General features: G+C 37.9%; 21 protein-coding genes and 2 tRNA genes. 9 read left to right on the forward strand and 14 right to left on the reverse strand.

Annotated features, from left to right (window positions below):
* The first annotated feature begins 71 nt into the window (after window positions 1-71).
* Entirely contained in the window at window positions 72-1,028 is a 957-nt protein-coding gene (locus LI951_RS03005; protein ID WP_229441211.1) for a Gfo/Idh/MocA family protein, read from the forward strand.
* A gap of 468 nt (window positions 1,029-1,496) precedes the next feature.
* On the opposite strand, the gene LI951_RS03010 is transcribed toward LI951_RS03005, so the two are convergent.
* On the reverse strand, window positions 1,497-1,694 hold the full coding sequence (locus LI951_RS03010; protein WP_229441212.1) for a hypothetical protein: 198 nt from the start codon (window positions 1,692-1,694) through the stop codon (window positions 1,497-1,499).
* Window positions 1,695-1,933: 239 nt separating this feature from the next.
* Window positions 1,934-2,920, reverse strand: a complete 987-nt coding sequence (locus tag LI951_RS03015; RefSeq protein WP_229441213.1) for an aromatic acid exporter family protein — start codon at window positions 2,918-2,920, stop codon at window positions 1,934-1,936.
* A 108-nt stretch (window positions 2,921-3,028) separates the two neighbouring features.
* On the opposite strand from LI951_RS03015, the gene LI951_RS03020 reads away from it, so the two are divergent.
* On the forward strand, window positions 3,029-3,625 hold the full coding sequence (locus LI951_RS03020) for an FUSC family protein (protein ID WP_202068304.1): 597 nt from the start codon (window positions 3,029-3,031) through the stop codon (window positions 3,623-3,625).
* A 1,169-nt stretch (window positions 3,626-4,794) separates the two neighbouring features.
* Here the strand turns inward: LI951_RS03020 and LI951_RS03025 are convergent.
* From LI951_RS03025 to LI951_RS03040, 4 genes are all read right to left on the reverse strand, one after another.
* A complete protein-coding gene (locus LI951_RS03025; protein WP_202068302.1) occupies window positions 4,795-6,276 on the reverse strand; it encodes a flotillin family protein in 1,482 nt (493 codons plus the stop codon).
* Between the two features lie 170 nt (window positions 6,277-6,446).
* Window positions 6,447-6,971 carry a hypothetical protein gene (locus tag LI951_RS03030; RefSeq protein ID WP_202068301.1) on the reverse strand — a complete coding sequence of 175 codons (525 nt, stop codon included), beginning with the start codon at window positions 6,969-6,971 and terminating at the stop codon, window positions 6,447-6,449.
* 592 nt (window positions 6,972-7,563) lie between these two features.
* Window positions 7,564-10,989 carry an ABC transporter permease gene (locus LI951_RS03035; protein ID WP_229441214.1) on the reverse strand — a complete coding sequence of 1,142 codons (3,426 nt, stop codon included), beginning with the start codon at window positions 10,987-10,989 and terminating at the stop codon, window positions 7,564-7,566.
* 10 nt (window positions 10,990-10,999) lie between these two features.
* A complete protein-coding gene (locus LI951_RS03040) occupies window positions 11,000-11,701 on the reverse strand; it encodes an ABC transporter ATP-binding protein (RefSeq protein WP_202068299.1) in 702 nt (233 codons plus the stop codon).
* Window positions 11,702-11,848: 147 nt separating this feature from the next.
* Between LI951_RS03040 and LI951_RS03045 the strand changes: the two genes are divergently transcribed.
* A complete protein-coding gene (locus LI951_RS03045; RefSeq protein WP_202068298.1) occupies window positions 11,849-12,523 on the forward strand; it encodes a DNA/RNA non-specific endonuclease in 675 nt (224 codons plus the stop codon).
* Window positions 12,524-12,532: 9 nt separating this feature from the next.
* Entirely contained in the window at window positions 12,533-12,922 is a 390-nt protein-coding gene (locus LI951_RS03050) for a hypothetical protein (RefSeq protein ID WP_229441215.1), read from the forward strand.
* Window positions 12,923-12,970: 48 nt separating this feature from the next.
* Here LI951_RS03050 and nagA read toward each other — a convergent pair whose 3' ends face one another.
* Together nagA and LI951_RS03060 are read right to left on the reverse strand one after the other, a co-directional pair.
* Window positions 12,971-14,125, reverse strand: a complete 1,155-nt coding sequence (gene nagA, locus LI951_RS03055) for an N-acetylglucosamine-6-phosphate deacetylase (RefSeq protein ID WP_229441216.1) — start codon at window positions 14,123-14,125, stop codon at window positions 12,971-12,973.
* Window positions 14,126-14,209: 84 nt separating this feature from the next.
* The gene (locus tag LI951_RS03060; RefSeq protein ID WP_202068294.1) at window positions 14,210-15,037 is read right to left on the reverse strand and encodes a helix-turn-helix domain-containing protein; all 828 of its coding nucleotides are present in this window, start codon (window positions 15,035-15,037) and stop codon (window positions 14,210-14,212) included.
* A 173-nt stretch (window positions 15,038-15,210) separates the two neighbouring features.
* Here LI951_RS03060 and LI951_RS03065 point away from each other — a divergent pair, with 173 nt between their 5' ends.
* Complete coding sequence (locus tag LI951_RS03065) at window positions 15,211-15,396, forward strand: hypothetical protein (RefSeq protein WP_202068389.1); 186 nt, start codon at window positions 15,211-15,213, stop codon at window positions 15,394-15,396.
* Window positions 15,397-15,688: 292 nt separating this feature from the next.
* Here the strand turns inward: LI951_RS03065 and LI951_RS03070 are convergent, their stop codons facing one another.
* Both LI951_RS03070 and LI951_RS03075 read right to left on the reverse strand, forming a co-directional pair.
* Window positions 15,689-16,906 (reverse strand): pyridoxal phosphate-dependent aminotransferase, encoded by a 1,218-nt coding sequence (locus LI951_RS03070; RefSeq protein WP_202068292.1) that lies wholly within the window; start codon window positions 16,904-16,906, stop codon window positions 15,689-15,691.
* A 278-nt stretch (window positions 16,907-17,184) separates the two neighbouring features.
* Window positions 17,185-17,268: transfer RNA gene (locus tag LI951_RS03075), tRNA-Leu, on the reverse strand.
* A gap of 802 nt (window positions 17,269-18,070) precedes the next feature.
* Between LI951_RS03075 and LI951_RS03080 the strand changes: the two genes are divergently transcribed.
* Together LI951_RS03080 and LI951_RS03085 are read left to right on the forward strand one after the other, a co-directional pair.
* On the forward strand, window positions 18,071-18,604 hold the full coding sequence (locus LI951_RS03080; protein ID WP_229441217.1) for a GNAT family N-acetyltransferase: 534 nt from the start codon (window positions 18,071-18,073) through the stop codon (window positions 18,602-18,604).
* An 11-nt stretch (window positions 18,605-18,615) separates the two neighbouring features.
* Window positions 18,616-19,176, forward strand: a complete 561-nt coding sequence (locus LI951_RS03085) for a hypothetical protein (protein ID WP_229441218.1) — start codon at window positions 18,616-18,618, stop codon at window positions 19,174-19,176.
* Between the two features lie 1,854 nt (window positions 19,177-21,030).
* Here LI951_RS03085 and LI951_RS03090 read toward each other — a convergent pair.
* Together LI951_RS03090 and LI951_RS03095 are read right to left on the reverse strand one after the other, a co-directional pair.
* Window positions 21,031-21,113 (reverse strand) — tRNA-Leu (locus LI951_RS03090).
* Window positions 21,114-21,346: 233 nt separating this feature from the next.
* Window positions 21,347-21,499, reverse strand: a complete 153-nt coding sequence (locus LI951_RS03095; RefSeq protein ID WP_229441219.1) for a hypothetical protein — start codon at window positions 21,497-21,499, stop codon at window positions 21,347-21,349.
* Between the two features lie 461 nt (window positions 21,500-21,960).
* On the opposite strand from LI951_RS03095, the gene LI951_RS15325 reads away from it, so the two are divergent.
* Both LI951_RS15325 and LI951_RS03100 read left to right on the forward strand, forming a co-directional pair.
* Window positions 21,961-22,200 carry a LuxR C-terminal-related transcriptional regulator gene (locus LI951_RS15325; RefSeq protein ID WP_420705908.1) on the forward strand — a complete coding sequence of 80 codons (240 nt, stop codon included), beginning with the start codon at window positions 21,961-21,963 and terminating at the stop codon, window positions 22,198-22,200.
* Between the two features lie 149 nt (window positions 22,201-22,349).
* Window positions 22,350-23,276: an oligosaccharide biosynthesis protein Alg14 gene (locus LI951_RS03100; protein ID WP_202068913.1), complete on the forward strand. Its 927-nt coding sequence runs from the start codon at window positions 22,350-22,352 to the stop codon at window positions 23,274-23,276.
* A gap of 47 nt (window positions 23,277-23,323) precedes the next feature.
* Here LI951_RS03100 and LI951_RS03105 read toward each other — a convergent pair whose 3' ends face one another.
* Both LI951_RS03105 and LI951_RS03110 read right to left on the reverse strand, forming a co-directional pair.
* A complete protein-coding gene (locus LI951_RS03105; protein WP_229441220.1) occupies window positions 23,324-23,800 on the reverse strand; it encodes a SprT family protein in 477 nt (158 codons plus the stop codon).
* 8 nt (window positions 23,801-23,808) lie between these two features.
* Entirely contained in the window at window positions 23,809-25,995 is a 2,187-nt protein-coding gene (locus LI951_RS03110) for a Tex family protein (RefSeq protein WP_229441221.1), read from the reverse strand.
* Window positions 25,996-26,470 lie beyond the last annotated feature (475 nt).

Raw genomic sequence — 26,470 nt, forward strand, 5'->3', positions numbered from 1 at the left:
TTAAATCTTTTCGTAGACATTCTTTTATTTAGTATAATAAAAGAAATCAAATAATTTAGGAGGAAACTATCTTGACAAACTATAACTGGGGGATCATTGGTCTTGGCGAGATTGCCCATCAGTTCGCTGCGGGCTTCCAACAGGAACAAAGTGTTTTAAAAGCAGTTGCTTCACGTTCTGCTGACAAAGCCAAACACTTCGCAGAAGCGTATCAAATACCTGCTTATTATGGCTCCTATGAGGAACTGCTGGCAGATGAAACCATTGATGTTATTTATATATCGGTTCCAAACAAACAGCACATTGCACATATTCTATCTGCTCTCAAGGCAGGAAAGCATGTACTATGTGAAAAGGCAATTACGATGAACAGCGAAGAATTGCTGGAAGCAGTAAAGCTTGCTGAGAAAAAACATTTGATTCTCGCAGAAGCAATGACGATTTTCAACATGCCTCTTTACACTGAATTAAAGCGGCTGATTGATACAGGAAAATTCGGAAAACTAAAAATGATTCAGGCTCCTTTTGGAAGTTACAAAGAGCCAGATCCTAAGAACCGCTTCTTTAATCCAGACTTGGCTGGAGGCGCTCTGCTGGACATCGGAACCTACGCTGTTTCTTTTGCACGCTGGTTCATGACAGAGCAGCCTTTTGTGGCAGCCTCTGTCATGCAGCCGTTTTCTACCGGAGTTGACGAACAATCTGTGACCATTCTGCAAAATAAGAAACAGGAAATGGCTGCAGTAACGTTAAGTTTTCAATCAAAAGCTCCTAAAGTGGGGATTGTTTCATTTGAAAATGCCTATATCACTATTGAAGACTATCCAAGAGCTGATCTTGCAAAAATACATTTTAATGACGGAACAGTAGAAACGATTGTGTCAGGAGATACCAGTCAGGCACTTAATTATGAAATAAGCAACATGATTGCTGCTATTAGCGGGGATCAACCAAACCGCTCATTATTCATGACAATCGATACCATTGATTTATTGGATCAGATACAGCAAAAATGGGCACAACAATAATTAGAATCTGTCTGGAAACTCTATCGGCGAATATTTTCGAAAAAATGGATAGAGCTAATTTTGCTTAAAGAAGGAATATTACTATGTCCCCACATTCGTTATATTGTCTACACGTACAGCTATCCCTTTGTACTGGGAATAAATTCCGATAAATTTATTTCAATCAGAGCATTGCATACCATCCTGCTAATGCTCCTAGATGAGCGAGCCTCTATTCAAGGAATATTTATCGAGGCTGTGCATATAGCATGTCTCGTATGTCCCTAAGACATGCGATGAGCATTCGAAGAAGCGTAGGAACAACTTTTAATTTCAATTCTCAATAGGTTTCAGACACACCCTAATCATAAAAAGACACGGGAGAAGAATGCTGGAGCGCTCCAGCATTCTTCTCCCGTGTCTTTTTGAGTCTTACTTTAGATGAGTATCTCAATCTAACAACCGATTCAAATCAGTTACAAGTTATTGTTACAGAAGTTTTTTTCTCTCATCCCTCAGGTGGACCATGTCCTCCTGAGGCTTTCTGGAAATTGTCTTCTTGATTCGACTGTCATTTGATTCTGCTAAACTGCCAGCTGCTTCCTGTTCCTGATCTAAAAATGCACCAAGACTGTCTGCGGCCTGTCTTGCTTTTTCCAGCAAAAAATCTTTTTCATTTATTTCCATTGTATTCTCCCCTTGAATCTCCATAAAGCCTTTTTTTTCTGGTAATTGATGTTTCAAAAAATACTTTCAACTAACAAAACTATTCTAACATTTCCATCTTTATAAATAAAGGTTGTCATAAAAGAGGCTGACCGCTTACTCTTTTTAATAAAAAAAGGCAGAATCATCCATACTACTCCGCCTTATGTCTGTGTATTTTCTTTTCAAACTTTTCTCATCGTTTAGCTTTTCCGAAAAGCTCAGCCTTCTTCCCGGTTATTACCATTGATTTTATTTAAGTTATCCTTTGCAAATTCTTCCTTCACTTCAATAAATGAATAAAACAGCTGCAAAAACTGGAAAAGCTCCGCTCTATTCTCAAATTCTTTCCTGGACACCGGAAGAGGTTTTTCTCTGTAAATTTCGTAAACTGCACGTATTCTGTCCAATATTTCCCTACCATCATTTGCTTCTGAAAATGTTTGAGAGGTATAGGCTAGAAGCTCCTGAATATTTTTAACCTGCTCCGGTTCGACAATCACACGTTCCAACAGTCTTAACATATCCTTTAAAATGGTACTTTGAATTCTTCTCATAGTAAAGTAGTCCAGATAGTAACTGTCTTTGGACAGCAGCTGATTTTCCGCATGATTTTTTGCCCAGTCCTGCCCTTCATTTATCAGGCTTTTCAAATCATCACAGCGAGCAAACAAACTTCGCTCCTTCTGATTTTTATTTAAGTACATTGCCATATCATGTAATATTTTTCTAAAAACTGCTTCTATTACTTCCTGATCCTCCTTTAAGCGTTTTTCCACATCCGGCATGTAAAGGTTCATCAGCAATGCCATTCCCACTCCAATAATCATCAATAGAAATTCATTGGCTATCAATTCCCAAGTTATGTATCCAGCAATCAGATAATGTGTGACGAGTACTGAACTGACTACAATCCCGTCAGACAAATTCAAAGAAACTGCCGCCGGAATGAACAATAACAGATAGATGCCAAATGCCCAAGGCGTGAATCCCAAAATATAGAAACATAAAAAAGCAATACCTGTAGCAAGTGCCAAAGAAAGCAGCCGATAAATTCCTGTTAAAAACGAGGATCTCTTTGTTGCTGTCACACTTAAAACGGAGATGATTCCAGCTGAAGCAGGATTCAGCAAACCCAATCCGGAGGCTAAAACAATTGAAACAGCTGCGCTGAAAGCTGTTTTAACGGTTCGTAATCCTATTTTCATTTATACATCTCCTCGTAAAAATTTATTGATTCTAAAATTCATCACTAGTAATTTTACCTCTATTTCGGTTATCATGGAATAATAAATATTTTTTTAGGAGAGAAAATTATGGTAATCGGTCCATTCCGTTTGGGCATGCGGACAATGAAAAGTGCTCTGGCAGTTATGATATGTATTTTATTATTCAAGATTTTTGATCGGGGAGGTCCCATGATTGCAGCACTTTCAGCCGTTTTTTCCCTGCGTCAGGATCTAACTTCCAGCCTAGCTTTTGGCAAATCACGGGTAATCGGAAATTCGATTGGCGGTATGCTTGCTCTATTATACTTCTTTGTCTTGAAATATTTCTCCAATGATTTTATGGTTGAACTCTTTTTCCTGCCTTTTCTGGTTATCATTGTTATTGTTTTATCAGACGGCATCGGCAACAACCCCGGAATTATCTCTGCAATCGCGACATTGCTGATGATTGCATTAAGTGTGCCGCAGGGTGAATCTGTCTATTATGCATTTGAACGGGTTCTTGACACATTTATTGGAACATTTGTGGCAATCTCGATAAATTTTCTTATACGTTCCAAGCCAATTGAAAAACAACGCCAAATCGACGAAGATTTGTTGGAACTGGAAAAAAAAGAGAAAGAACTGGAGAAGCTGCGAAAGAAAATAAACAAAAGAATTGACGAGAAGAAAGAGACTGAATAGGTATTCTATTTTCTATATAGATGCATTTTTTCTATCAAATACATCTGTTTAAAATATTTATTATTTACTCTTTTCATTTGAAATTTCCAATTCAAACTATTGGAAATAGTGTGGAATATGATAACAACAAAAAAAACAACCTCCCACATAACAACAACCTTTACTATTGATTTACGGATAAAGATGAGTATTCACACTGATTTGCACTGATTTCATCTGATGATAAAAAAAGGAAAATTGCAATACTGATTATATCCTGACACATCTATGATACTTCAAAAAAACTCTTCTGCAAACCAAAATGACGTCTGAAATTACACTCTTTACTCCAAAAGTTATTAAAAAACTTTAAATTTATATAGCGATTTTCAAAAATTGAATTAGTTCTCAAAAATGCTAATATGTATCCTTTTATGTGTCAGGAAGCAACAGCTGTGTCCTAAGATTTTTTCTGGTTCTGAATATTTTTACAACAGCTGGAATTAGATTTTATGTACTATTATATAGTTTATTTTCTATTTCAATCATTTTTCTCGAAATGAAAAAACAACCTTCTTCATCTTTTTCATTTATTTTTAAACTAATATAACTTTTATATAAATAAATTTTATCTCTGAAAATTTATTCTTCTTATGAAAAATAAGAGCTGATACTTTTGATTCTACCATTTTTTGCATCTAATTATTCTTCTTCACCGACATTCTCTCTAGCGTATCGATCAACCTAAGACTAAGTTAGGCTTCTAATCCAAAAAATGCGGAGCCAACACAGGAGCAGCTCAGCAAAGAACATTGACTTCATCCCTAACTGGATTCAAATTAGCTGTAAAAATTCTAGAAACAGCTAATGCTCTGACCTTAACTCTGTTTTTAATTACGACACATACTTAAATCTTTAGTACAGCAGTTCAACTTTTTTACATTTAGTTATCCAAACTGCAAAAAAACTGGACAGGTACTTTTCAGTATAATGAGGTTGGGACAAATGTTTAACTCCGAGAAATAAGAAGGAATTCACGAAAATTGCTCCATAAATTTTAGAGAATTTCAGCTTATTTCCCAAGGAGTTGCTTCTGCTCCCACCGTTTATCTGGATTTTAAGAGACTGGAATATAACTTTTTGAGTTATGTCCCAGTCTCATTAATTGATCGATTAATCTTCTTATTATCCTATTCTTTTGAATCGGCTGAGTCACCGTTTTCGTAGTAATTTACACTACTGCTGGTTCCTCTTTTTGTAAAGTTTTCGATGAGTTCCTTTACATCCAAACCAGTTGTTTCTTTCAGGGTTTCCTGAGTTCCTGCAAGCAGGTTGGTTGCGTAGTTGGTAATACGGTTTGCTCCGGAATTTTCTCCGCCGGAACCAGTATCTACAACAGAAATTCTATCAATATTACCCAAAGGCTGTGCTGCTTCTTTCATTAATTCAGGCAGCATTTCCAGAACCATGCTTAGTACTGCAGCTTCACCATATTGTTTGAAAGCATCGGCGATTTTTTGTTTTGCTTCTGCTTCGGCCTTTCCTCGAGCCAGAATAGCTTCCGCCTGAGCCTGACCGGCTAAGCGTGTTTGGTTTGCTTCCGCTTCAGCCAAGCTTTCCACTCTAAAGCGTTCTGCTTCCGCTTCTGCGACTTCACGCGCTTTTTGTGCAAGTGCTTCTTGCTCTTTCGCGTAACGGTCAGCATCAGCTTTTTTCTTCACTTCAGAATCATATTGTTTCTCACGACGCGTAATTTCTTTTTCTTCCAACTCAATTTGCTTTTGGCGTTCAATAACTTTGATTTCCATTTCCTGAGCAATAACTTCCTGCTGTGCTCGGGCACTTTCCAGATTATAGGCCTGATCGGCTTTCGCTTTGGCAATATCCTGTTCTTCTTTATAGATTGCAAGCTTCAATTCTTTTTCCTTCGATGCTTCAGCAATTTCTGTTTGTCTTTGCAGTTCTGCCTGTTGTGAATCTTTTTCAGCTTCTGCTTTTTTAATTCTTGTCTCCTTCAGTGCTTCTGCTTCGGCAATATTCGCATCTCGTTTTACCTGAGCAATTCTAGGCTTACCCAATGAATCCAAGTAACCATTTTTATCGCGTACCTCTTTAATCGTGAACGAGACAATAATCAGCCCCATTTTTGCCAAGTCAACACTGGCTACTTCCTGAACACTCTGGCTGAATTTATCTCTATTTTGATAAATTTCTTCCACTGTCATCGAACCCAGAATAGAACGCAAATGACCTTCCAGTACTTCTCTCGCTTCATTTTCCAGTTCTTCCCGAGTTTTTCCTAAAAATTGCTCTGCAGCTGTAGCTATTTCTTCTACAGATGAACCGATTTTGATAATCGATGTTCCATCACACATTACCGGAACCCCTTGCTCAGTATAAACTTCAGGAGTAGAAACATCCAGTTTACTTGATAACAGACTGATCCGGTTTGAACGTTGGAAAACTGGAAGAACAAAGGCTCCTCCACCACGCACAATTTTAATTTTATTTCCACGATCGTCTTTATGCACATTTTTTGAGCCTAGATAGCTTCCGCTGATGATTAACGCTTCATCCGGTTTTGCTGTCTGGTACTTGGAAACAAAAATAATCAACATCATTAATAAAACAAATACAGCCAATGCAATTGGGGCAAAAATAAATAAATCCATACTATCAAACTCCTTTTTCTTTTTGGCATTAAGGCAGCCCACGCCTTGAAGATGGACTGTCTTCTTAAGAGACATACATTCCCAATCCTAAAACAACTTTGCAGCTTATAACTATTTCTTCAAGAGATTACAGCTGCTTCATTACTTCCCTTTTAATTTCTCATATCCCCTTATAACTTAAGTGTATTTTCATAGGGTACAACATAACAAACTCGATCACGCACCTCAATAATCAATACTTCCTGACCTCTTTCCACTTCCTTTTCCTGAGGAGTATAGAAAGCTGCAGGTCTGCTGAGCGATCCAGTCACACTTTTGAATTGGATTTCTCCCATGCCGTTAACCGGAATCGGAGTAATCACTGTTGCGGTACTTCCTTCCATGTCTCTTTCTGAGATAGATATCGTAGATTCTGCATTTCTCATAGGGCTGAACAAATAGAAATTCAATACGAAGACAATGATGGTTGAAATGGCTCCGCCAGCCAGTAAAATGAGCCAATGATTCCAGTCCGTTATGTATTCTCCCAGATAGCCAAAGAGTGACGTAAAGGCAATCCATGGTATAAGCAGCATTGGATCAATGGGACCGTCAAAATCAAAAATATCACCTATCAGCAAAAGAAGTACTGCAATCCCTGCACAGATAATCAGGATATACAAGTAGATCGTCTGAATCGGTATTCCCTGTATCACCTTCTCACTTCCTTTCTTGTTTGACGCTATTTATAGTTTACCAATATTTACACATAAATAACAGGGAATATCGGAAAAACAATAATCAGAAGCAAAATAATAGTTTATTTTATTAGAAAAAGGTATATAGCTTGACTAACCTTCAAATCTCATTTTATAACACAGATTTTCTTACTATCTTTCTAGATTCAAAAAACAGAATCAGCTTTCGAACCTGGAAAAGTACAACGAAGCTTTGGTGCCGAAAGAGAAAAACATAACTTAATTTATTGTATTAATTTTATTTGGAAATTTGCAGCATGACTTCGTATTGAATTAGTCAAGTAACTGTAACTACGACCGCTTCCGTATTCGTTGCCTTCCAATTTTAAAAAAAGCTCGCAGAAGTTAATTTATAACTCAAGGGTTCTTTTAAAATCTTCTTGGATTCAATAATAACAATGGATAAGCTTAGATTTTAAAATTCGAAAGTTGAGTAATACAGTTAAAATATTGATTTTTTTAACAGCCTCTCGATAAAGAGAAAGACACTATACTGTCCAATAAAACAATATCTTTCTAAATAAACGCTTTAGTCTTATCTTTTAGAAATCTATTCATTTAATTTCAGCGCATCAATCATATCGACCTTTTCCAACTTTCTATGCATTAGAATCATTACAAAAAAAGTAAAGAATAAGGTAATTAATGCAGAATACACATAGCTAATCCAATGTATGGTTGGAAAAAACATCAGCATATCCACTTCCACTGTCTCCAACACATATCTATGAACAATCTTGCCCAGAGCCGTACCAAATAAAATCCCAATGATCGTTAGAATAATATTCTCACGGTAAACATACATCGTCACTTCATTGTCGTAGAAGCCGAGTACTTTGATTGTTGACAATTCCCTAATTCGCTCAGATACATTGATATTCGTCAGATTGTATAAAACGATAAATGCCAGCAAGCCTGATACCACAATCAGAACCCAGACAACTACGTTAAGACTGCTGATCGTGTCACTCAAACTATCACTGGAGCTGGAAAGAAATGAGATATTGAGAATACCCGGATTTTCCATCAGTATTTCAGCTGTATCTGTTTCAACCTTCGTTGTCGGTTTCTTATCAAACAGAAGAAAATCTGTTCTGTAAACCGGGGCTTCCCCAATAACTTTCTTATAATAATCCGGTGTCATATAAACAAAGTGTCCTGTATAATTCTCTGCAATTCCTTTAATTTTAAAAGTATATTCCTGATTATCAGAATCTTTTAAAACAAGTTCATCATTTACTTTATACCCGAACAACTTAGACAACTTCTCATTAATAATTACACCATCGTCTGCCAATTTGTATTCTTCACTAGTCCGGCGATTGATAAACGTAATAAATGAAGAGATTTCATCTGGCTTTTCCGGGACATAAACTGAAACATTCTGCACCGCTTTTGCTTCATCTGTCGTTTCAAATATTTCCGCATGGAGAGACATGACGCTTTTCAGCCCATCTATCCGATCCAGCTCAGCCTGATATTCCTTATATTCATCATCCGTTTCATTATCAGAAGCCGTAACCACTGCCTGATAATGCCAGATTTTATTAAACTGGATCACTACAATCTCTGAAATGGAATCTCTCAGTCCAAATCCAGTGATAATCAGCGACATACAGCCGGCAATCCCTAAAACCGTCATCAGCATTCTCTGCTTATAGCGAAATAAATTTCTAGCCGTGACTTTTCCAATGAAACTCATCCGTTTCCAGACTGGTGTCAGACGTTCCAATAATATTCTTTTTCCGGCTTTCGGCGATTTAGGGCGAAGCAAAACAGCTGGTGTACTAAATAAATCAATCCGAAGCACAACCAGTGAAGCCCCCACTGTACATAAAACAGCAACCACTACAGCAATCAGACTATAGTCAAGGTACCATGGTGTAATAAAGTTCGGAATATTGTATAACTGACCATAGGCATTAAAAATAATTACCGGGAACAGATAGTAACCGACGGCTAAACCAAGAACTGTGCCGCAAAGACTTGCAGTAATACCATAGAGAAGAAATTTAAACGCAATCTCTGAATTTTTATAACCGATTGCTTTCAAGCTTCCAATTTCTGTTCGCTTCTCTTCCACCATTCTTGTCATAGTTGTCAGGCTTACAAGAGCTGCAATCAAAAAGAAAAAGATCGGGAAAACAACGGCCAGCGAAGAAATTCGATTAGCATTTTCTTTATATTCTTTGTACCCGGGATTGTCGTCTCTGGTGAAATAATAATAGGTCGGTTCTTTTAAATCCGCCAGTTCCTGCTTCTTTTCATTCAGTTCCTTTTTGGCAGCTGCCAGTTCAGGTTCTTTTTCTTTCTTCTGTTTTTCAAATTCTGCCTGTCCTTCATTATAGGCAGCTTCAGCTTCAGTAAGCTGTTGTCTGGAAGCATTCAGCTGTGCCTGTCCTTCTGCACGAGATTGCTCCAGCTGTGCCCAACCTGCAGCCAGCTGTGACTTGCTGTCTGCCAGTTGAGCCGCCCCCTGCTGTAATTGACTTTCGGCAGAAATAATCTGCTGTTGACCGGCATTATACTCAGCAATCTGTTGTTGAATTTGGGTAGCTTGAGCATCGATTGTTTGAATTCCTTCATTTAGCTGATTCTGCTGGTTTTGAATTTCAAGCAATACTGGATTAACTGTATTTACATAAACAGCAATATTTTCTTTTACAGGCTGATTGATCAATTGTTGAACTGCTGCCATAATCTCTGCTGATGCCTGGTTCTGCTGTAAAATCCCAATCCATTCAGCTGACTGCTGTGCAACTGCGCTCGCAAAATAGTCGTCTTCAATCATCTGCAAAGCAGTAATAGAGGCCGTCAGACCCTGGTAGTCTTCAAATTTCTGCTGCAGAAGGTTCCAGTTTGATACCAGTTCAGCCCGACTTGACTGAAGTTGATTTAAAGCATTCTGCCCCTCTATTACTTGCCCGGCTGCGGCCTCCAGCTCTGCCTTCTTTTGTTCCAACAGAGCTCTTTGACTAACCAGCTCTGCTTCAGAAGCATCGATCGTTGCCTGATTTTCTGCCAGTTCATTTTCACCTGCTGATATCTGCGAAGCAAAAGCTGCCTCAGCTTCTTCCAAAGCAGACCATCCTTCATCCAAGTCGGTCTTGCTTTCCTTCAATTTTTGTTCTGCTTCTTTTAAAGCATTTTCACCATCAAGAATCTGCTTCTCTGCAGCTGCCAGCTCCTCTGCAGCTTCTGAACGAATTTCTTCCACCCTTTCTTCTGGGCGTGCGGCAGTTTGCTTTTCCAGTTCAGCAATTCCGTTGTCTCTCGCTGCTTCATACGAAGAACTGTATGTTCCTTTACCCTCTAAACCTTTAAAAGAAAACAGAATTTCAGTATATGCCGAAAGATCCAGATCATTTTCTGATACGACTGCAAAGTAATCCAATGTACCTTTGCCAACCGTAGTATTTCCTCTTGATATATCCTCGATATATTCAGGTGACTGAACAAAGCCAACAATTTTAAACTCATGGACCTTCAATTGATTGTCCGGATCATCTGAGTCCGAAAGCTCTATTGTATCATTTAATTTGTAACTATTCGTTAAAGCAGCCAAACTGTCTAATGCAATTTCTCCGCTTTTTTCAGGCATTCTGCCATCAGTAACTACATAATCCACCAGCTGATCCTTTGCAGACAAATCTTTCCCAATAAATTTTATCGCAACATTCTCACTTGAAATCATCACATCTGCTGTATATCGAGGTAAAACCTCAGAAACATCCTCAGATTTTTTTACTGCTTCAAGATCTTTTTCTGTTAGTCCCAACGTAGAAACGATTCGGCCATCTGCAAGTTTTTGTTTGGAAAAATAGCGGTCAGCCGTATCAATCATGTCAGGACCTGTCGCCTTCAAGCCGACAAAGAGCATTACTCCTAAAAAGATAATCCCCGTAATTGACAGGAAACGTGTCTTTGTTTGTCTGATTTCACGTAAACTTGTTTTTAACAGTGCCGTTTTTTTCATTCCATAAAACCTACCATTCTATATCGGCAACCGGAACAGGATGCTCATTTGTAGTCATACTCCGCACTTTTGCATCATTGATTCGAATAACCCGATCAGCCATCGGAGCCAAAGCCGAGTTATGCGTGATAATAATTACTGTTGTACCAGTGTTTCTGGCTGTATCCTGAAGAATGCTCAAAATTTGTTTCCCGGTTTCGTAGTCCAATGCCCCAGTTGGTTCATCACAAAGTAAAAGCTTTGGTTTTTTTGCAATCGCTCTGGCAATTGTTACACGCTGCTGCTCTCCTCCAGAAAGCTGTGCCGGAAAATTATCCAAACGGTCACCCAAACCAACAGATTTTAATACTTCGACAGGCTCCAATGCATCTGAAACAATTTGTGAAGCCAGCTCCACATTTTCTTTTGCTGTTAAATTGGGAACCAGATTATAGAATTGAAAAACAAAACCGACATCATTTCTGCGATAGGTGGTCAGTTCCTTGCTGTTGAATTTGGCGATATCTGTCGTATCTATAATAATTTGTCCTTCATCACAAGAATCCATACCGCCTAAAATATTTAAAACTGTCGATTTCCCGGCTCCACTGGGACCCAAAATAACTGCTACTTCACCCTTTTCTACAGAAAAGGTAATCCCGTCATTGGCCGTGATCACTGTATTTCCCATGTGATATCTTTTGTATTCATTTATTACATCAATATAACTCATCTGCATCTATCCTCTCATTAAAAATTTTATCACAGTTAGCAGTTAATTGCCCCGATATTCTTCCATTAGAAAATCTTTAAATGCCTTTTCCTTTGTCCGTTTTTTTCGTATAATATTTGAATGAGTGTAAAATGAAGGAGTAAACGTATGGCAAAGAAAAATGATTCTCTTAAACATCACCCCATGCTGCTATTGGCAGGCGTGCTGATTATTTTAGTATTAAGTGTTTTAGGTATACAGGTACCCGATCAGATTCAGGAGCTTTTTGGAATGGAGCCTGCACCTGTAGAACAAAGCATTCCTAGCCCTCCTTCAAATGGGGAGTCAACAAACCCAGGACCGGAAGAACTGGGAACTGCAACATTCACTGACAGTGAACTAAAAGACAGTAAAAAGGGATGGATCACCTATCACGAGCTGGATTCTCTGGGCAGAGCAACAGGGGCTGAGGCCTTACTTAAACCAGAAATGGTCAATACTGGTACTTCTGCAAAGCAGGAGATTCGTCCTCCCGGCTTTATTTCCGGAAAAGAACCCTATAATCATTCTCGCGGACATCTTATCGGCAGACAAATGGGCGGCACTGGAGATGATGCAAGAAATCTGACAACCCTTTATCAAACACCTGTAAATACTCCCTACATGACAAAATATGAGAATCAGGTGCGAAAAGCTATGGATGACGGGGAAACAATCCGTTACCGAGTTACCCCCATTTACGAAGGTTCTGACTTGTTATGTAAAGAAATTGAATTGGAAGCAAAAGGTCTATCCAGAAATACAACTGTTAATTTTCTGGTGCGTATTAAAAACGAAAAGTAGGTGAATAAAATGGATTTTCACAAACTGAAAGAAGAACTTACTGAAAAAGACCCTCACAGCTTCTTAGCTTTAGCCTCAGCTGAACAGGAGCAGTCCGACGATGATCCTTTTTTCGTCTTTCAAATGAATATTGAAGAAATCTTTGAAACCAGCATAAATTTTCTGAGCTCTGAAGAGACACTGTCCATGGAAGAAGTGAATGACTGGAAAGAAGCTGACTTTCTTGTTGTGTGTCAAACAATTGATGGAGATTTCATCGGTGGGAACAAGGCGGAGACCTTTGTTATTCCTCAATCACTTTATAAGACCGACATTGAGATTTATCCTTATTTTTTAAGTGATTTCTTTATTGCCTATGAGGATGGAACTATCGAATCGCCTACATTACCCCCTGTATGAACAATAAAAACTCTTGGGCTTGATGTAAGCCCGAGAGTTTTTTATGTTTTATTTTTCTGTTCGGTATCGTTCTACTCCATCAAGATAGGTTGCTTCCAGCTCCATTGACGGGTTTAGAACAATAAAATCTGCATCCCTACCGCTTGCGATCATTCCGCATTTATCTTCAATTTTACAGCTGACTGCCGGTACCAGACTTGCCATCATAATTGCCTGTTCAGGGGTCGCAATTTCCCAGTCCACTACATTTTTGATTGCTTCTTTTAACTTAAGAATACTCCCTGCAAGATTCCCGGATTCAAGACGGGCTGTTCCATCTTTGACAACTACCGGAAATTCGCCCAGATTATAATCGCCATCGGGCATACCGCCGGCCATCATACAATCTGTAATTAACGCAACATGGTCATGTCCGGCTTTTTCCATCAGTATATCCGCCGCATTGGGATGAACATGATGACCATCACAGATTAACTCTGAAAAAACATGTTTTAATGACATCAGCGCCCCCACCATACCGGGTTCGCGATGATTCAATGCTCTCATTCCGTTGTAAGCATGAACAAATACACTTGCTCCGGCTTCTACTGCTTCAGCAGCCTGCTCCAGTGTTGCATCGCTGTGTCCCAAGGAAACAACTACGCCTTCGTCAGTCACCGTTTTGACAAATTCTTTAACACCTTTACGTTCAGGGGCCAATGCAATTTTCTTGATCAAACCGCCGGAAGCTTCCTGCCAGTCATGGAAAGCAGCCAAATCAGGATCTCCAAAATAACTAGGATTTTGCGCCCCTTTATGTTCCTCAGTAAAAAATGGTCCTTCAAAGTAAATTCCCTGAATCTTAGCTCCAGGAACTTCCTGATAAACCTTTCCGATTGTTTCAGCAACAGCCTTCAATCTTTCTTTGCTGGACGTCAATGTTGTCGGCAGAAAAGAAGTCACTCCACAGGAAAGAAGTCCTTCCGACATAACTTTTATCCCTTCTGCATCATTATCCATTACATCATGATTCATAAATCCATGAATATGCGTGTCTACCAGTCCCGGGGCAATCCACTTTCCTTCTTCTTTAATAACCTGAACTTCACCCTCAGGCAGTTCTTTGTAAAAATCTCCAAATATTCCATCGGTTATTTCCAGATAACCCGGCCCTTTTACATCACTTTTCAAAAAGAACTTTTCTGCAAAGACAAATGTTTTCATAACCATCCTTCTTTCTTTAATTATCTCACTGTTTAAGTTACTCTTTCTCAGCCTATAAGTCAAGAATGGTGTAGACCATTCCTTCTATAATTTCATCGTTGCTATTTGGCCTATCTGTTCAGTTAATTTACTGTAGACTTCTGCATCCTTATCATTACCGGTCATTGTCAACAATTTGCTTTTCAGGTCAAATAATTCTTCTAAGTAGTAGTAGCTGTTCTTTTTTCGTGCCCAAACAATACCCTGATCAATGAGAACCTGCGCTTCATTCGGTCTGTTTTCCTGAAGAAGAAATGAGGCATAGTTAAAAAAGATCTTTGTAAGTTCCGCATTGATTCTTTCATTTGGCAATTCATGAAAATAATAAATACTTAGCTTCAAATATTTCTCAGCTGCATCATTTTTCCCCATCAAGCCATAGACACTGCCCAAACAGCTGATTAACTGAATTTCAAGATCGGAAAGATTACTCTTATTTGTCTGATAGGTATACGACAGCCCTTTTCTTAAGGAAAAAACAGCCCGTTCATAATTATGGTATAAATAAAATTCACAACTTCCCAAATAATAATAGTAGCGCTGCCAGTCCGTATCCAGATAAATACGTTCTTCCAAACCAGTTTCTTTTATGGATTGAATCAGCTTATCATATTCCTTGTGGCGGAAATAGTTGCCAAATTTTTCAAACATCTGTGTCACTACCTGAACTTCTTTCGATTGAAACTGCATGATTTGATCCATCGTCACACCGAGTCGCTGACAGATTTGCTGCATCACGACCACATTCGGAAGCTCTTCATTATTTTCAATCCGACTTAAAACGCTTTGCGAACAAATATCTTCCGACAGCATCTTTTGAGTCAGTTTTCTTTTTTTCCGTATCTCTTTGATAACACTTCCAAAAGAATTCATACTCTCACTCCTAATAAAACATTTTATAAAAAATGATTATCAAAAACATTTAATTAATTAAAAATATGCGAATTCGCATTTTGAATTTATTGTACTTTATTGCATAATAAACTGCAAGAAACTTCATTCACTTCACCAACTGTCAACATCACTTTATTTTTTAAGACTAAGGAGTGTTATTTATCGCACAAGAACAAAAAGTCAGCTTTACTTGGGAAAAAGACAATCATGTTGGCTATGTAGAAAAAGAGTATGAGAATTCATATTTAGTTGTGGTTAATGATCCCAGCTCTGATATGAAAGAAAAATATACAAATCGAATGGTCATCAGCAAAAAAGAATGTACAATGATTGACTAAAAATGACTACTAAGTAAGCTAAAATTGCAAAAAGAGAAGAAATGACGACTGCTTAAATACTTTTTAAGCGGTCTTTATTTTATACGATTTCCATTACCAAATTCAAGCTGTGCGAAACATTATGACTAAGCAATAAAATAAATAATTTTCAAACAGATAGTTCCTGTAACATTTAAATAAATATTCTATTGTTCTCTATGCAGTAATCACTCTGTATACTCGAACAGTTTATCTTCAATTCTTAATAAAATGAAAAAACTGGAAACCTTTAGGAGGCCCCAGTCTTTGACTGCTATTTTTGTCTATACGTACTCAAAAACTCTGTCATCTTTTCGGTTGTATATTTCAGATCCTCCATTTTAGGGAGATAAACAATTCGAAAATGATCCGGCTGATTCCAGTTAAACCCGCCGCCATGAACTAATAAAATATGATGTTCATGAAGAAAGTCCAGAACAAATTTTTCATCATCATAAATATTAAACTTGGCAACATCTATTTTAGGGAAAATATAGAAGGCTGCTTTCGGCTTAACAACTGATAACCCGGGAATATCCTTGATTGCATTATAAATAAATTCACGCTGTTCGTAAATTCGTCCGCCTGGAAGCAGAAGCTCATCTACACTCTGATAACCGCCCAATGCTGTTTGGATAATTTGCTGAGACAGTACATTAGAGCACAATCGCATAGAAGAAAGCATATTTAATCCTTCAATATATCCTTGCACTCTTGTTTTATCTCCGCTTAGAACCATCCAGCCGCATCTAAAGCCAGCCACACGGTGAGATTTTGACAATCCATTTAACGTCACAACAAATAAATCAGGAGCCAATGTTGCAATCGGAACATGAGTTAAGCCGTCCATTACCAGACGATCATAAATTTCATCTGAATAAATAATCAAATCGTTCTGTCTGGCGATCTCCACGATTTCCAATAACAATTCTTTGGGATATAAAGCACCTGTCGGATTGTTAGGATTAATAATTACAATCGCTTTTGTGTTGGATGTAATCTTTGACTTGATATCATCAATATCAGGATACCATTCTGCCTGCTCATCACAAATGTAATGAACGGGGTTTCCTCCTGCCAGGGAAACAGATGCTGTCCATAAAGGATAGTCCGGCATTGGCACCAATACTTCATCTCCGTTATCAAGTAAGCCCTGCATACACATGGTAATCAGCTCGCTGACCCCATTCCCGGTATAAATATCATTAATCGTCACATTAGGAAATTTCTTTAACTGACAATATTGTTCAATGGCTTTTCTCGCTGAAAAAATTCCCTTCGAATCAGAATATCCTTCAGAGTTGCGTACATTCATAATCATATCTCGAACCACTTCATTTGGGGCATCAAATCCAAATGGGGCGGGATTCCCAGTATTTAATTTCAAGATATTGATGCCTTCCTCCTGCATTCTGTCTGCTTCTTCTAAAACAGGACCACGAACATCATAACTTACATTTTCAAGTTTTTTTGACTTTTCAAAATTTCTCATACTGAATCCCTCATTTTTAAAATTTATACTGTCTAAGTTACGCCAGTATAGAAAAAAATGCAATAAAAAATTGACTGAATCTTTAAACTTTTTTGAACAGTCTTCCATCCTGTCAAAAATAGTATCTGAAAATTTAATTATTTTATTGAATTCGCTATTTTTTCGTCTTTTGAAGCCCGGTCTAGCCTATTTCTAAATCGAAACAATCATATGTCTGTTTTCGGTTCAGACGTTTCGTACAAAAAACCCTTATTCTCCTAAAAGAATAAGGGCTTTTATGCGGTCAAGAAGACTCGAACTTCCACGGTATTTCTACCACTAGCGCCTGAAGCTAGCGCGTCTGCCAATTCCGCCATGACCGCAACTCAATTTACAGCATTTCCTGCGTTATTACTAAATTTCTCCAGTAAATTTACAGCTATATCAGGCTTTCACAGTAATTAAAATACAGCTCAAACTGTTTTTACCACGCTAGCCTATAGTACAATATGCGGTAATAGTTGTCAAGCAGTTTTCTGAGATGCTGTCAGACTGCTGATTATAGCTACTTTTCCTTCTGTTTTCATGAAAAAAGCACGCTAAGCTGTCGTTCAACGTTTACAACCAGCCTTTCCCCTTGTCTTCTAATTCAAATTATTTCCAGACAATTGGTATTTCAGTATAGCCATGATATTCAGAATCATCTTTTATGACAGACTAATCTGGTGTTAGTACCTCTGTATCAAATGGAATCGCAGTCCACTTTAACAACCTATTATCCTTGGTAAAATTGTTCCCCAGAAGAGTATTCAATTGTTGTCCCATTAAACTGACTGCTAAGCATAATAGGATCAAGTAAGTACTTCCTATTTTCTGCAGCCCTGACAAAGTGCGACTGGCAAAAGATAACCGCTTGTATGAATTTGAATAACACTCAGATCTGGTAAGTCAGATTACCAAAAAATAATTACAAAATAATAATTTAAATAAATTTAAACAACAATAAACACATCCTATCAGAATCAGCATAGGTTAGGATTTATCCACAATTATAATAATTTAAAGGTTTGCAGCGTATCCAAACTATTTCTTCCAATTTAGCAATCACTCCCAAATGTACTTTTATCTTTGTGTGAAACCATGTTAAACTGTTAGAGTTATCATTTTACAAAGGAGGAGCCAAATATGTCCATTCAGTTGGAAACAGAACGATTGGAATTATTTGAGTGGTCACAGGAAACAGTTACCGGACTAAAGTCATTTTTACAGAATCCTGAAGTGATGTATGCTTATGAACATGGTTTCTCAGATGACGAAGTAGAAAACTGGCTGAAATGGAATCTGAAAAGTTACACTGAAAATGGCTATGGTCTATGGGGGCTTCGGAAAAAATCCTCCGGTATGATTATTGGAGAATGTGGATTAACAAATCAGAAAATTGAAGGAGAAACATTTCTTGAGATCGGCTATCATCTGGCAAAAGAATACTGGCATAAAGGCTACGCTATAGAAGCTGCCCAACGCTGCAAGCAATATGCCTTTAACGAATTAAAAGCTGAGACAGTTGTATCTATTATCAGAGATACTAATCTAGCCTCCATGAAGGTAGCAATCCGGAACGGCATGCTGCCTCAAAAATATTTTATTAAAACTTACAGGGAACTAGAGATGCCTCACTATCTATTCTCTGTTACAAAAAATAACTCTTATCAAGAGTAAGGAGCAAAAAGATGTACGCACAAACGATCATTTCAGAATTATTTCAGTTATCTGAATATACCATGCTTTGGGAAGAATTAAAGAACCAGTATCCCAATGCCAACTTTACAGAGGATATGGACAATCATCGCTTATCTGCAGCTGCAGATACTTTAGTAAATGATCTCCAGTTTATAGTTTCCAGCTTAGAAACTGAAGGTCATGAGTTTTCAGAACAAGAACTGGCTGTTTATCTGTGCAACAAAATGATTCTTCAAAAAGCGCGATTGCTGCAATATATCACCGCTGTTCTACTTTATTTAAAAAATGAAGAGCTGTCTGATTCTGATGCAGAAGCTTCACTTGCTGCTGCTGGAACAGACTTGTCTGAATTGGGAATGACTTTGGAAGAATTCAAGCAGCTTTTAAAACAAGGTGATTATGACAAGAGCTGTTTACTGGAATATTTCATCCCATTTGAGGTGTTCAGCAATTATCAGGACAAACTTGATGCATATCGAGCAGCAATAGGTGAAGCAAATAGCACCTATATCGATGAACTATTCGTCGTGTACACAGCTTCTCTTCAATAGAATCATTAAATAAATCAGAAAATGAAAAATGCTGAATCTGCATACAGCTAAACCAGCTGCTAGTAAATCCTGTATTTTCTATTCCCCATTTTTCTTCAAAAGACTGTAAATAAAAAAACTCAACTACCTGTTTGATTGAAGAAGCAACCCGCAATCTTCTCGGGGGAATAACCAAGCTTTAATCGTTCAGTGTAGTTTAAAAAAAGTTCAACAGACAGATAATACAAAAGCTGTTCGCTGTATCAGGCAGACAGTTTTTGTATTTCTTTAACAGAATTTATTTGTTCTTACAACAGCAAAACAAAATCTTTAAAAATCAGTGTTTCAACTACCAATTTCGTGCAGCCAGAATCAATAGACTGCTCAGTTTAAAATTAAAGAAATACTCAGAAATCCAAAGGTGTCATAAATAGAAATCGGCAGCAATTTTCCAACTGAAAAAAATCCATAACAAAAAAAGATCACAAAAAATAGTGAACATTTTTCTAAACACATTTTTTTGTAAAATCCCCTGTTTTTTTATTATCGGATAACATATATACTTCTAGATGCGAACTGCGATTGATACATCGATTATCTCTGTCAATGTCACTTTTTCCAACTGACCAGCGTTTATTACCGACACTCCTTTTTATCGCTGCCAATTCCAATGCTCTGACCAAATTATACTCCTTTTTTAACTGACAGAGGTGCCTAATTGCTTCATTTCAAAGAGAAGTCTGTTCATGAGAATAAATATAAATTAATCGGTTTTACAATTCTGTTAACTTGCAGAATCCAAAACTCCATTATATCTAGATACAGAGTTCTTAATTCTTAGTAAAATCTTGAATAACAGTCATTATTGATTCGCAAAAATATGCAAATTTGCATATTTTTTTCAAATTTACTTATTATTTAACGGCTATACTTTTATCAAGAGAATAACTTGGGGAAGTAATTTTCTTAACAGCTTGTCTTACACATTGAAAGTTATTGATAGTTAGTGCACATAGTTTTAATTCGCATCACACGTATTTTTTTGTAGAAAGGAAAATATGACTTCTCACATTACTAACTATCAATCTTTAGAGGTTGTGACAAAGCGTCTCCATGCGATGAGTAACCGAAGGAGTAGAAGTGTTCTGCCTCAAGAACCACGTAGGGATCATGCATCATCTACTCTGACAAGTTAATCGTAGTGATTTATGACACCAGGTAGGTAACATGCATCATCTACTCTGACAAGTCAATCGTAGTGATTTATGTCAATAAGGCGAACTATACGAAAATGGTCAAGGAACACTATTCATAAAATGAATAGCTGTGAATTGATACCTCCCTGGAGCTGCTCATAGTTTCAGTATAGTTCGCCTTATTTCCGAGATGTTGCCTGCGATTACTCGGCACAGATTAGGACCGACAAGTGCTAGTTCTACTTTGCCGCTTCTGCTTATATTCTTACTTTAGCAGAATGGTATGCGTAGTTTCGATAAGTATTCCTTGAATGAAACCAGCTCACTTGATGTAGTAGAACTATATGCGTAGCATAGAAGAACTGCTGTCTCTGCGAATCTAACGATTCTCGAGACAAAACAGTACACTGTATCCGTTTTTCTACGTCTACGGTTCTCACTACTACACTACACTTCGTTTCGATCTCATCAATTTCTAAACGGCAGAGCCATTAAGAATTGAAGGACTTCGTTTCGATCCTCGAAGCATGGAGGGACTTTACTTCTCCGCTTCTTCGAATGCTCGAATCATACAAAGAACAGATTTCTTTCGATTTCCGAAAGACAACAATTTTGGCGCTCACTTATCAAACAAATAAAGTTCGATAAAGAACGCCAAATAAAAATTAATTTAATTTAATGCGGACGATGGGATTTGAACCCACACGAGCATACGCCCACAAGACCCTCAATCTTGCATGTCTGCCATTCCATCACGTCCGCGTCTTTTGATATCTTCTGTGCCCTTTCTGCCATTCCGCCATGACCGCAATAGTAAGAGAATCCTTCGAAATATGTCACTAAAGAATTTATCTTAACAAAAATACACCTCTGTAATAGTAAAACAGTTGGCTGAAATTGTCAATCCTGTAAACAATCTTGGCTTTGATTCTTTTCTCTAAACGCTTTTATTCAATTCATCATATCGGCATTTGCCAGCATGTCTTTTTATTCCACTATGCACCTGTATCATCCCGATGAACATACCATTCTCCGCCACTTGCTGCTCTTCTAATATCCGTCAGACACTCCAGCCAGTGAAATAAAGCAGATAATATATCCTCGAACGCATTCCACAGATGCAGTTTCGCCGGACCTTCAAAAATCACATTTGGATTTTTATCCTCATAACTATATTCTTTTAATTATCTTATCTGTATAACTGCTAAATGTTCCTCTGCTTCCAAATTCAGCATTAAAAATCTGGCTTTATTATCTTCAAAATCAACTGCTGATGATTTATCTTGATCCTTTCAGCTGTCTGAAGTGGAAAAAATACATTGATAAACTGTCTTTAAATTCTGCAATATATATAAATAGGCAGTTCTTCTCTCTTTGATTTTTGGTCTTCTAATTTTACTGGAAGATATCTATACATATTTAATATTGACCAATACATTCCTTTATCTTTAAAAATGAATAGCTGTGATAAGTACGAAGGTATCTATTTTATTTTAGTCTGTCTATTTCTAATGAACTATTTTACCCATGACATCCTGATAGTACAAAAACAGCAGGTAAGAGAAAAACTCCGATGGAACTATGTAATTTGAACATCTCTGTCAGTATTATGGCTTCTCTCAAAAAGAAATCTGACTCTGCTTCCTGCCACAAACAAAAGCAGGAAATTTCTGACGAAATATATCTTTCTATTGGTACAGTTAAAATGCATACTTACAATATTTTTAGCGAATTGAACATCAAAAAAAGAAAACAAATTTTTACTGCTTATTCAGATTTTCCTTATACTCAGACAAAGAACTCTGTCATCTCTCAGCAAAAATTTTCCCTGTATCAACAAAAGTTTTAAAAACCAGTTCTAGCAGTCACAGAACCAGTTTTTTTCTTATCTATCAGCAGCCTTCTCTTATCATTTCAAGCAAAATAGGTTCATAAATTAAAAGAACGTGATAATATAATGAAAAAATATCACTATTTTTGGAAAGCGGGGAGAGTAGTATGCAAGACAGAACGACATTACTTGTTGCAAAAGATAAACATTTATACTTCTTTGGTAATTTATCTGGTATTGACGTAATCGCCGGTAATCAGCTGCTTCGCGTTCCTTTTGATTCAGAATACTGGAAAAACAAGCTGTCCCGTTACTACCAGATTGTTTTTTTGGATTATGGTTTTGAGCCAATAATGGCTGAAATTGTAAGACCTTTAACACAGGCAAAACTGATTTTGTTTTTTTGGAATCACATGACGGAGGAAAAGATTCTATTGCTTCGTCAAACACAGGCCGAACAAAATATTGATGATATTTACAGCTTTGATCCTATAGAAGCACAAGAATTTAGTTTGAAACATAACTCAAGCTTTTATTCAAAGCAACTTACTCTTCCAGATAGGGAGTTGAAGCACGACTTGTTCTTCGGCGCTTCAAACAATGGACGAATGGATGTCGCAAAAACTGTTCTGGCAATTCTGAACACCCTTCACATAGACAGTCACTACTTTATTTTAAAAGGGAAGGGGAATGATCAAGAAGGCTATCTCCCCTACAATGATTATTTAAGCTTAGTAGCACAGAGCAAGGGTATTCTGGAGATTATGCGTTCCGGTCAAACCGGCTTAACACTCAGAACGCTGGAATCCTTATTCTTTAAAAAGAAATTAGTTACGACCAATTCAAAAATCCGCTACTATCATTTTTACAATCCGGAAAACATTTTTATTATCGGTAAAGACGACTTTGATGATCTTCCTGATTTTCTAAACTCACCTTATCAGGAGCAGGAATCAACAGAAACTTTCCTTGACTTTTTCAGTGACAGACAATGGGCTCAACGATTTTACGAAGACAATACTCAGATCTATGAAGAGATTGAGTATGACTCTGAATTAATTCAACATCGCAGACAACAAATAACTGTATTATAAAAAAGTCCACCGGATTCAACGACCGTTGAATCCGGCGGACTTTACTTCTATCTCTCAATCAGCTTCAATTTGCCATGACATTTGCCGCAAACATAGCGGTTAATATTGACTCGTCGTTTTCGGCTTATTTTTGTTTGACAGTCACTGCACTGATACTCATATATCGCAGAAACTTCATCTGTCAGCGGACGAACATAACGACTTCCGCCAATCAGCTTCAGGTGGTCTTTAAAATCACGGTCTTTATGCTGATAGCCTTTTCCAGCTAAATGCAGATGATAGTGACACAGCTCATGCTTAATCACGCCAATCAATTCTTCTGCTCCATATTTTGCTGCCACTCTCGGGTTAAAATCAATATTGTGTGTGGATAAATGATATCTGCCTCCAGATGTTCTCAGTCTGCTGTTGAAGTATGCTTTATGAATAAACGGCTTATTAAAGCAGGACCAAGATAATTGCTCAACTGCTTCCTGCAGCTGTTCGTCTGTTTCAATCATTTTACTAATTCTCACTTTTTCCATCGGAGAAACTACCCCTTTGCTTTTGGCAGCATGGTCAGGCTGATTCGACCTTTTTTCACATCAATCTCCTCTACCCATACTGTAACAACATCGCCAACTGCTACAACATCAGTAGGATGCTTAACAAATCTATTGCTTAACTTGGAAATATGGACTAAACCGTCCTGTTTCACACCTATGTCAACAAAAGCACCAAAGTCAATAACATTCCGAACCGTCCCCTGCAGCTCCATTCCCGACTTCAGATCTTCCATAGACAGAACATCTTTTCTTAAAAGCGGCGCAGACATCTCATCACGCATATCTCTTCCAGGCTGAGCCAGAGAAGACAAGATATCCTTCAGCGTTTCAGAGCCGGCATCCAGTTCCTGTTTCAGCTCCTGCAATTTCAACGCTTTAATCTTTTCAGTCGTTTCGGAAGAGCCAAGATCTTTCAAATCAACTCCAGCTTTTTCCAGTACGGTTTTCGCTGTATCATAACTTTCCGGATGAATCCCAGTATTATCCAGCACATTTTTGCCATTTGGAATTCTTAAAAATCCAATTGCCTGTTCATATGCTTTAGGTCCTAAGCGAGGAACTTTCTTGATTTGATTACGAGCAGTAAACGCTCCGTTCTCATCTCGGTAAGTCACAAGATTTTGAGCAATCGTCTTATTTAAGCCTGAAATGTATTGCAGTAATTGCGGACTTGCTGTATTAACATCAACTCCTACCTGGTTCACTACTGTTTCTACAACAAATGTCAGCTGTTCAGCCAATCTCTTCTGAGAAACATCATGCTGATACTGACCGACACCAACTGCCTTAGGATCAATTTTTACCAGCTCTGCCAGAGGGTCCTGCAATCGACGCGCAATACTGACTGCACTCCTCTGTTCAACTTGAAGATCCGGGAACTCTGTCCGGGCAACTTCACTTGCTGAATATACAGAAGCACCTGCTTCATTGACAATTACATAAAAGATATCTCTTGGAAGTTGTTTCAGCTGTTCAGCAACAAATTGCTCTGATTCACGACTCGCAGTTCCGTTACCAATTGCAACCATCTCCACTCCATGCTTCTCAACCAGCTTATTAAATGCCGGACCTGCTGCTGCCCTCTTGTCTCCGGAAGCTGGTTTATGCGGATAAATGACATCAATAGCCAACACCTTTCCAGTTGGATCGACAATAGCCAGCTTGCATCCAGTACGATAAGCCGGGTCAAAGCCCAGAACAACTTTCCCTTTCAATGGAGGCTGCAATAATAAATTACGCAAATTTTCTCCAAATATTTTAATTGCCTGTTCATCTGCTTTTTCAGTCAGCTCATTACGAATTTCGCGTTCAATCGCTGGACCAATAAAACGTTTATAGCTGTCCTGATAAGCCGCTTCAACATAGCAGGCAGTCACTGATTGTTCATTTTTACCAATCAGCTGACGTTTCAAGTAGTCATGGATTTTACTTTCATCCACCAGCAAAGAAACTTTCAGAATTTCTTCTTTCTCTCCCCGATTTGTTGCCAGAACACGATGGGAAACCATCTTATTAATAGGCTCGGAAAAATCATAATACATTTCATAAACTTCTTTTTCATCTTTTTCAGCATTTTTAACCACACTGACATACTGACCTTTGTTAAAGGTAAAATCCCGAATCCATTTACGGAATTTCGCTTCATCACTGACTCGCTCAGCCAGAATTTCATGCGCCCCTTGCAATGCTTCTTCTGAACTGCCGACTTCCTTTTCTTCATTGACATAGCCGGCTGCCTCAGCAGACACGTCACCTGTTTGCGGCAACTCTGCTAGCCAGTCTGCTAGAGGCTCCAGCCCTTTTTCTTTTGCAATTGTTGCTTTTGTCCGACGCTTTTGCTTATAAGGTCGATACAGATCTTCTACCTGCTGCATCTTTGTTGAAGACAAAATATCTTTTTTCAGCTCTTCAGAAAGTTTTCCCTGCTCTTCGATTAGTCGCAGGACTTCCTCTTTTCTCTTCTCCAGGTTTTCAAGATACGTGTAACGTTCTTCAATTTCTCTAATTTGGACTTCATCTAAACTGCCGGTCATTTCTTTACGGTACCGGGCAATAAAAGGCACTGTATTTCCTTCGCCCAACAGCGTCAGCACAGTGGTAATTTGATTAGGCCGGAATCCTGTCAATTCCTTTTGAAGCAGGTCTACTACTTCCTGATTGTAACTATCTGCCATTTATTCAACCTCTTTCTTTAGCATACATACCTGTCTATTTTAGCATAATCAAGACTTTTTTAGTAGGAAACTCCTGTATCAAAAAGGGAAAATGAGTATACGAGCTTATAAATTTTAACGTACGAAAAAATCTCAACTGATTTCCTCAATCAAATGAAACCGTAAAAAGACAGCAGGGATTCTGCTGCTTAAACTCCTGATTTTGCTTGTCTTTCGATTGAATTCCCAACCATAAAACCGGCCTCTTTTTACTCTTTGATTCTAAGAGAGAATACTTCTCCAATACTCCTTCTCTTAACTTCAGAAATATTTCAAACCCGTTGCTAAATGTGTCTTTTCTATTCTTTGCATCGCCTTATCCAGAGCAGCTCACTCTGCATTCTTATCATTCACTGCTTCTTTTTTACGTACTATTGAAAATGTTGTCCAAGTTCATGCATCGTAACTACCTATATCTGTCATAAGTAAATGATGA

The sequence above is a fragment of the Enterococcus sp. BWT-B8 genome, from assembly GCF_020567625.1.
In the GTDB taxonomy this organism is placed as follows: Bacteria; Bacillota; Bacilli; order Lactobacillales; family Enterococcaceae; genus Enterococcus_L.

Coding starts and splice junctions, on each gene's coding strand:
- LI951_RS03050 (WP_229441215.1), top strand. CDS start 12,533: ATGGATTTTCACAAACTGAAAGAAGAACTTACTGAAAAAGACCCTCAC.
- LI951_RS03070 (WP_202068292.1), bottom strand. CDS start 16,906: ATGAGAAATTTTGAAAAGTCAAAAAAACTTGAAAATGTAAGTTATGAT.
- LI951_RS03105 (WP_229441220.1), bottom strand. CDS start 23,800: ATGGAAAAAGTGAGAATTAGTAAAATGATTGAAACAGACGAACAGCTG.
- LI951_RS03025 (WP_202068302.1), bottom strand. CDS start 6,276: ATGGATTTATTTATTTTTGCCCCAATTGCATTGGCTGTATTTGTTTTA.
- LI951_RS03100 (WP_202068913.1), top strand. CDS start 22,350: ATGCAAGACAGAACGACATTACTTGTTGCAAAAGATAAACATTTATAC.
- LI951_RS15325 (WP_420705908.1), top strand. CDS start 21,961: ATGGCTTCTCTCAAAAAGAAATCTGACTCTGCTTCCTGCCACAAACAA.
- LI951_RS03110 (WP_229441221.1), bottom strand. CDS start 25,995: ATGGCAGATAGTTACAATCAGGAAGTAGTAGACCTGCTTCAAAAGGAA.
- LI951_RS03045 (WP_202068298.1), top strand. CDS start 11,849: ATGGCAAAGAAAAATGATTCTCTTAAACATCACCCCATGCTGCTATTG.
- LI951_RS03060 (WP_202068294.1), bottom strand. CDS start 15,037: ATGAATTCTTTTGGAAGTGTTATCAAAGAGATACGGAAAAAAAGAAAA.
- LI951_RS03080 (WP_229441217.1), top strand. CDS start 18,071: ATGTCCATTCAGTTGGAAACAGAACGATTGGAATTATTTGAGTGGTCA.
- LI951_RS03020 (WP_202068304.1), top strand. CDS start 3,029: ATGGTAATCGGTCCATTCCGTTTGGGCATGCGGACAATGAAAAGTGCT.
- LI951_RS03035 (WP_229441214.1), bottom strand. CDS start 10,989: ATGAAAAAAACGGCACTGTTAAAAACAAGTTTACGTGAAATCAGACAA.
- nagA (WP_229441216.1), bottom strand. CDS start 14,125: ATGAAAACATTTGTCTTTGCAGAAAAGTTCTTTTTGAAAAGTGATGTA.
- LI951_RS03010 (WP_229441212.1), bottom strand. CDS start 1,694: ATGGAAATAAATGAAAAAGATTTTTTGCTGGAAAAAGCAAGACAGGCC.
- LI951_RS03040 (WP_202068299.1), bottom strand. CDS start 11,701: ATGAGTTATATTGATGTAATAAATGAATACAAAAGATATCACATGGGA.
- LI951_RS03015 (WP_229441213.1), bottom strand. CDS start 2,920: ATGAAAATAGGATTACGAACCGTTAAAACAGCTTTCAGCGCAGCTGTT.
- LI951_RS03085 (WP_229441218.1), top strand. CDS start 18,616: ATGTACGCACAAACGATCATTTCAGAATTATTTCAGTTATCTGAATAT.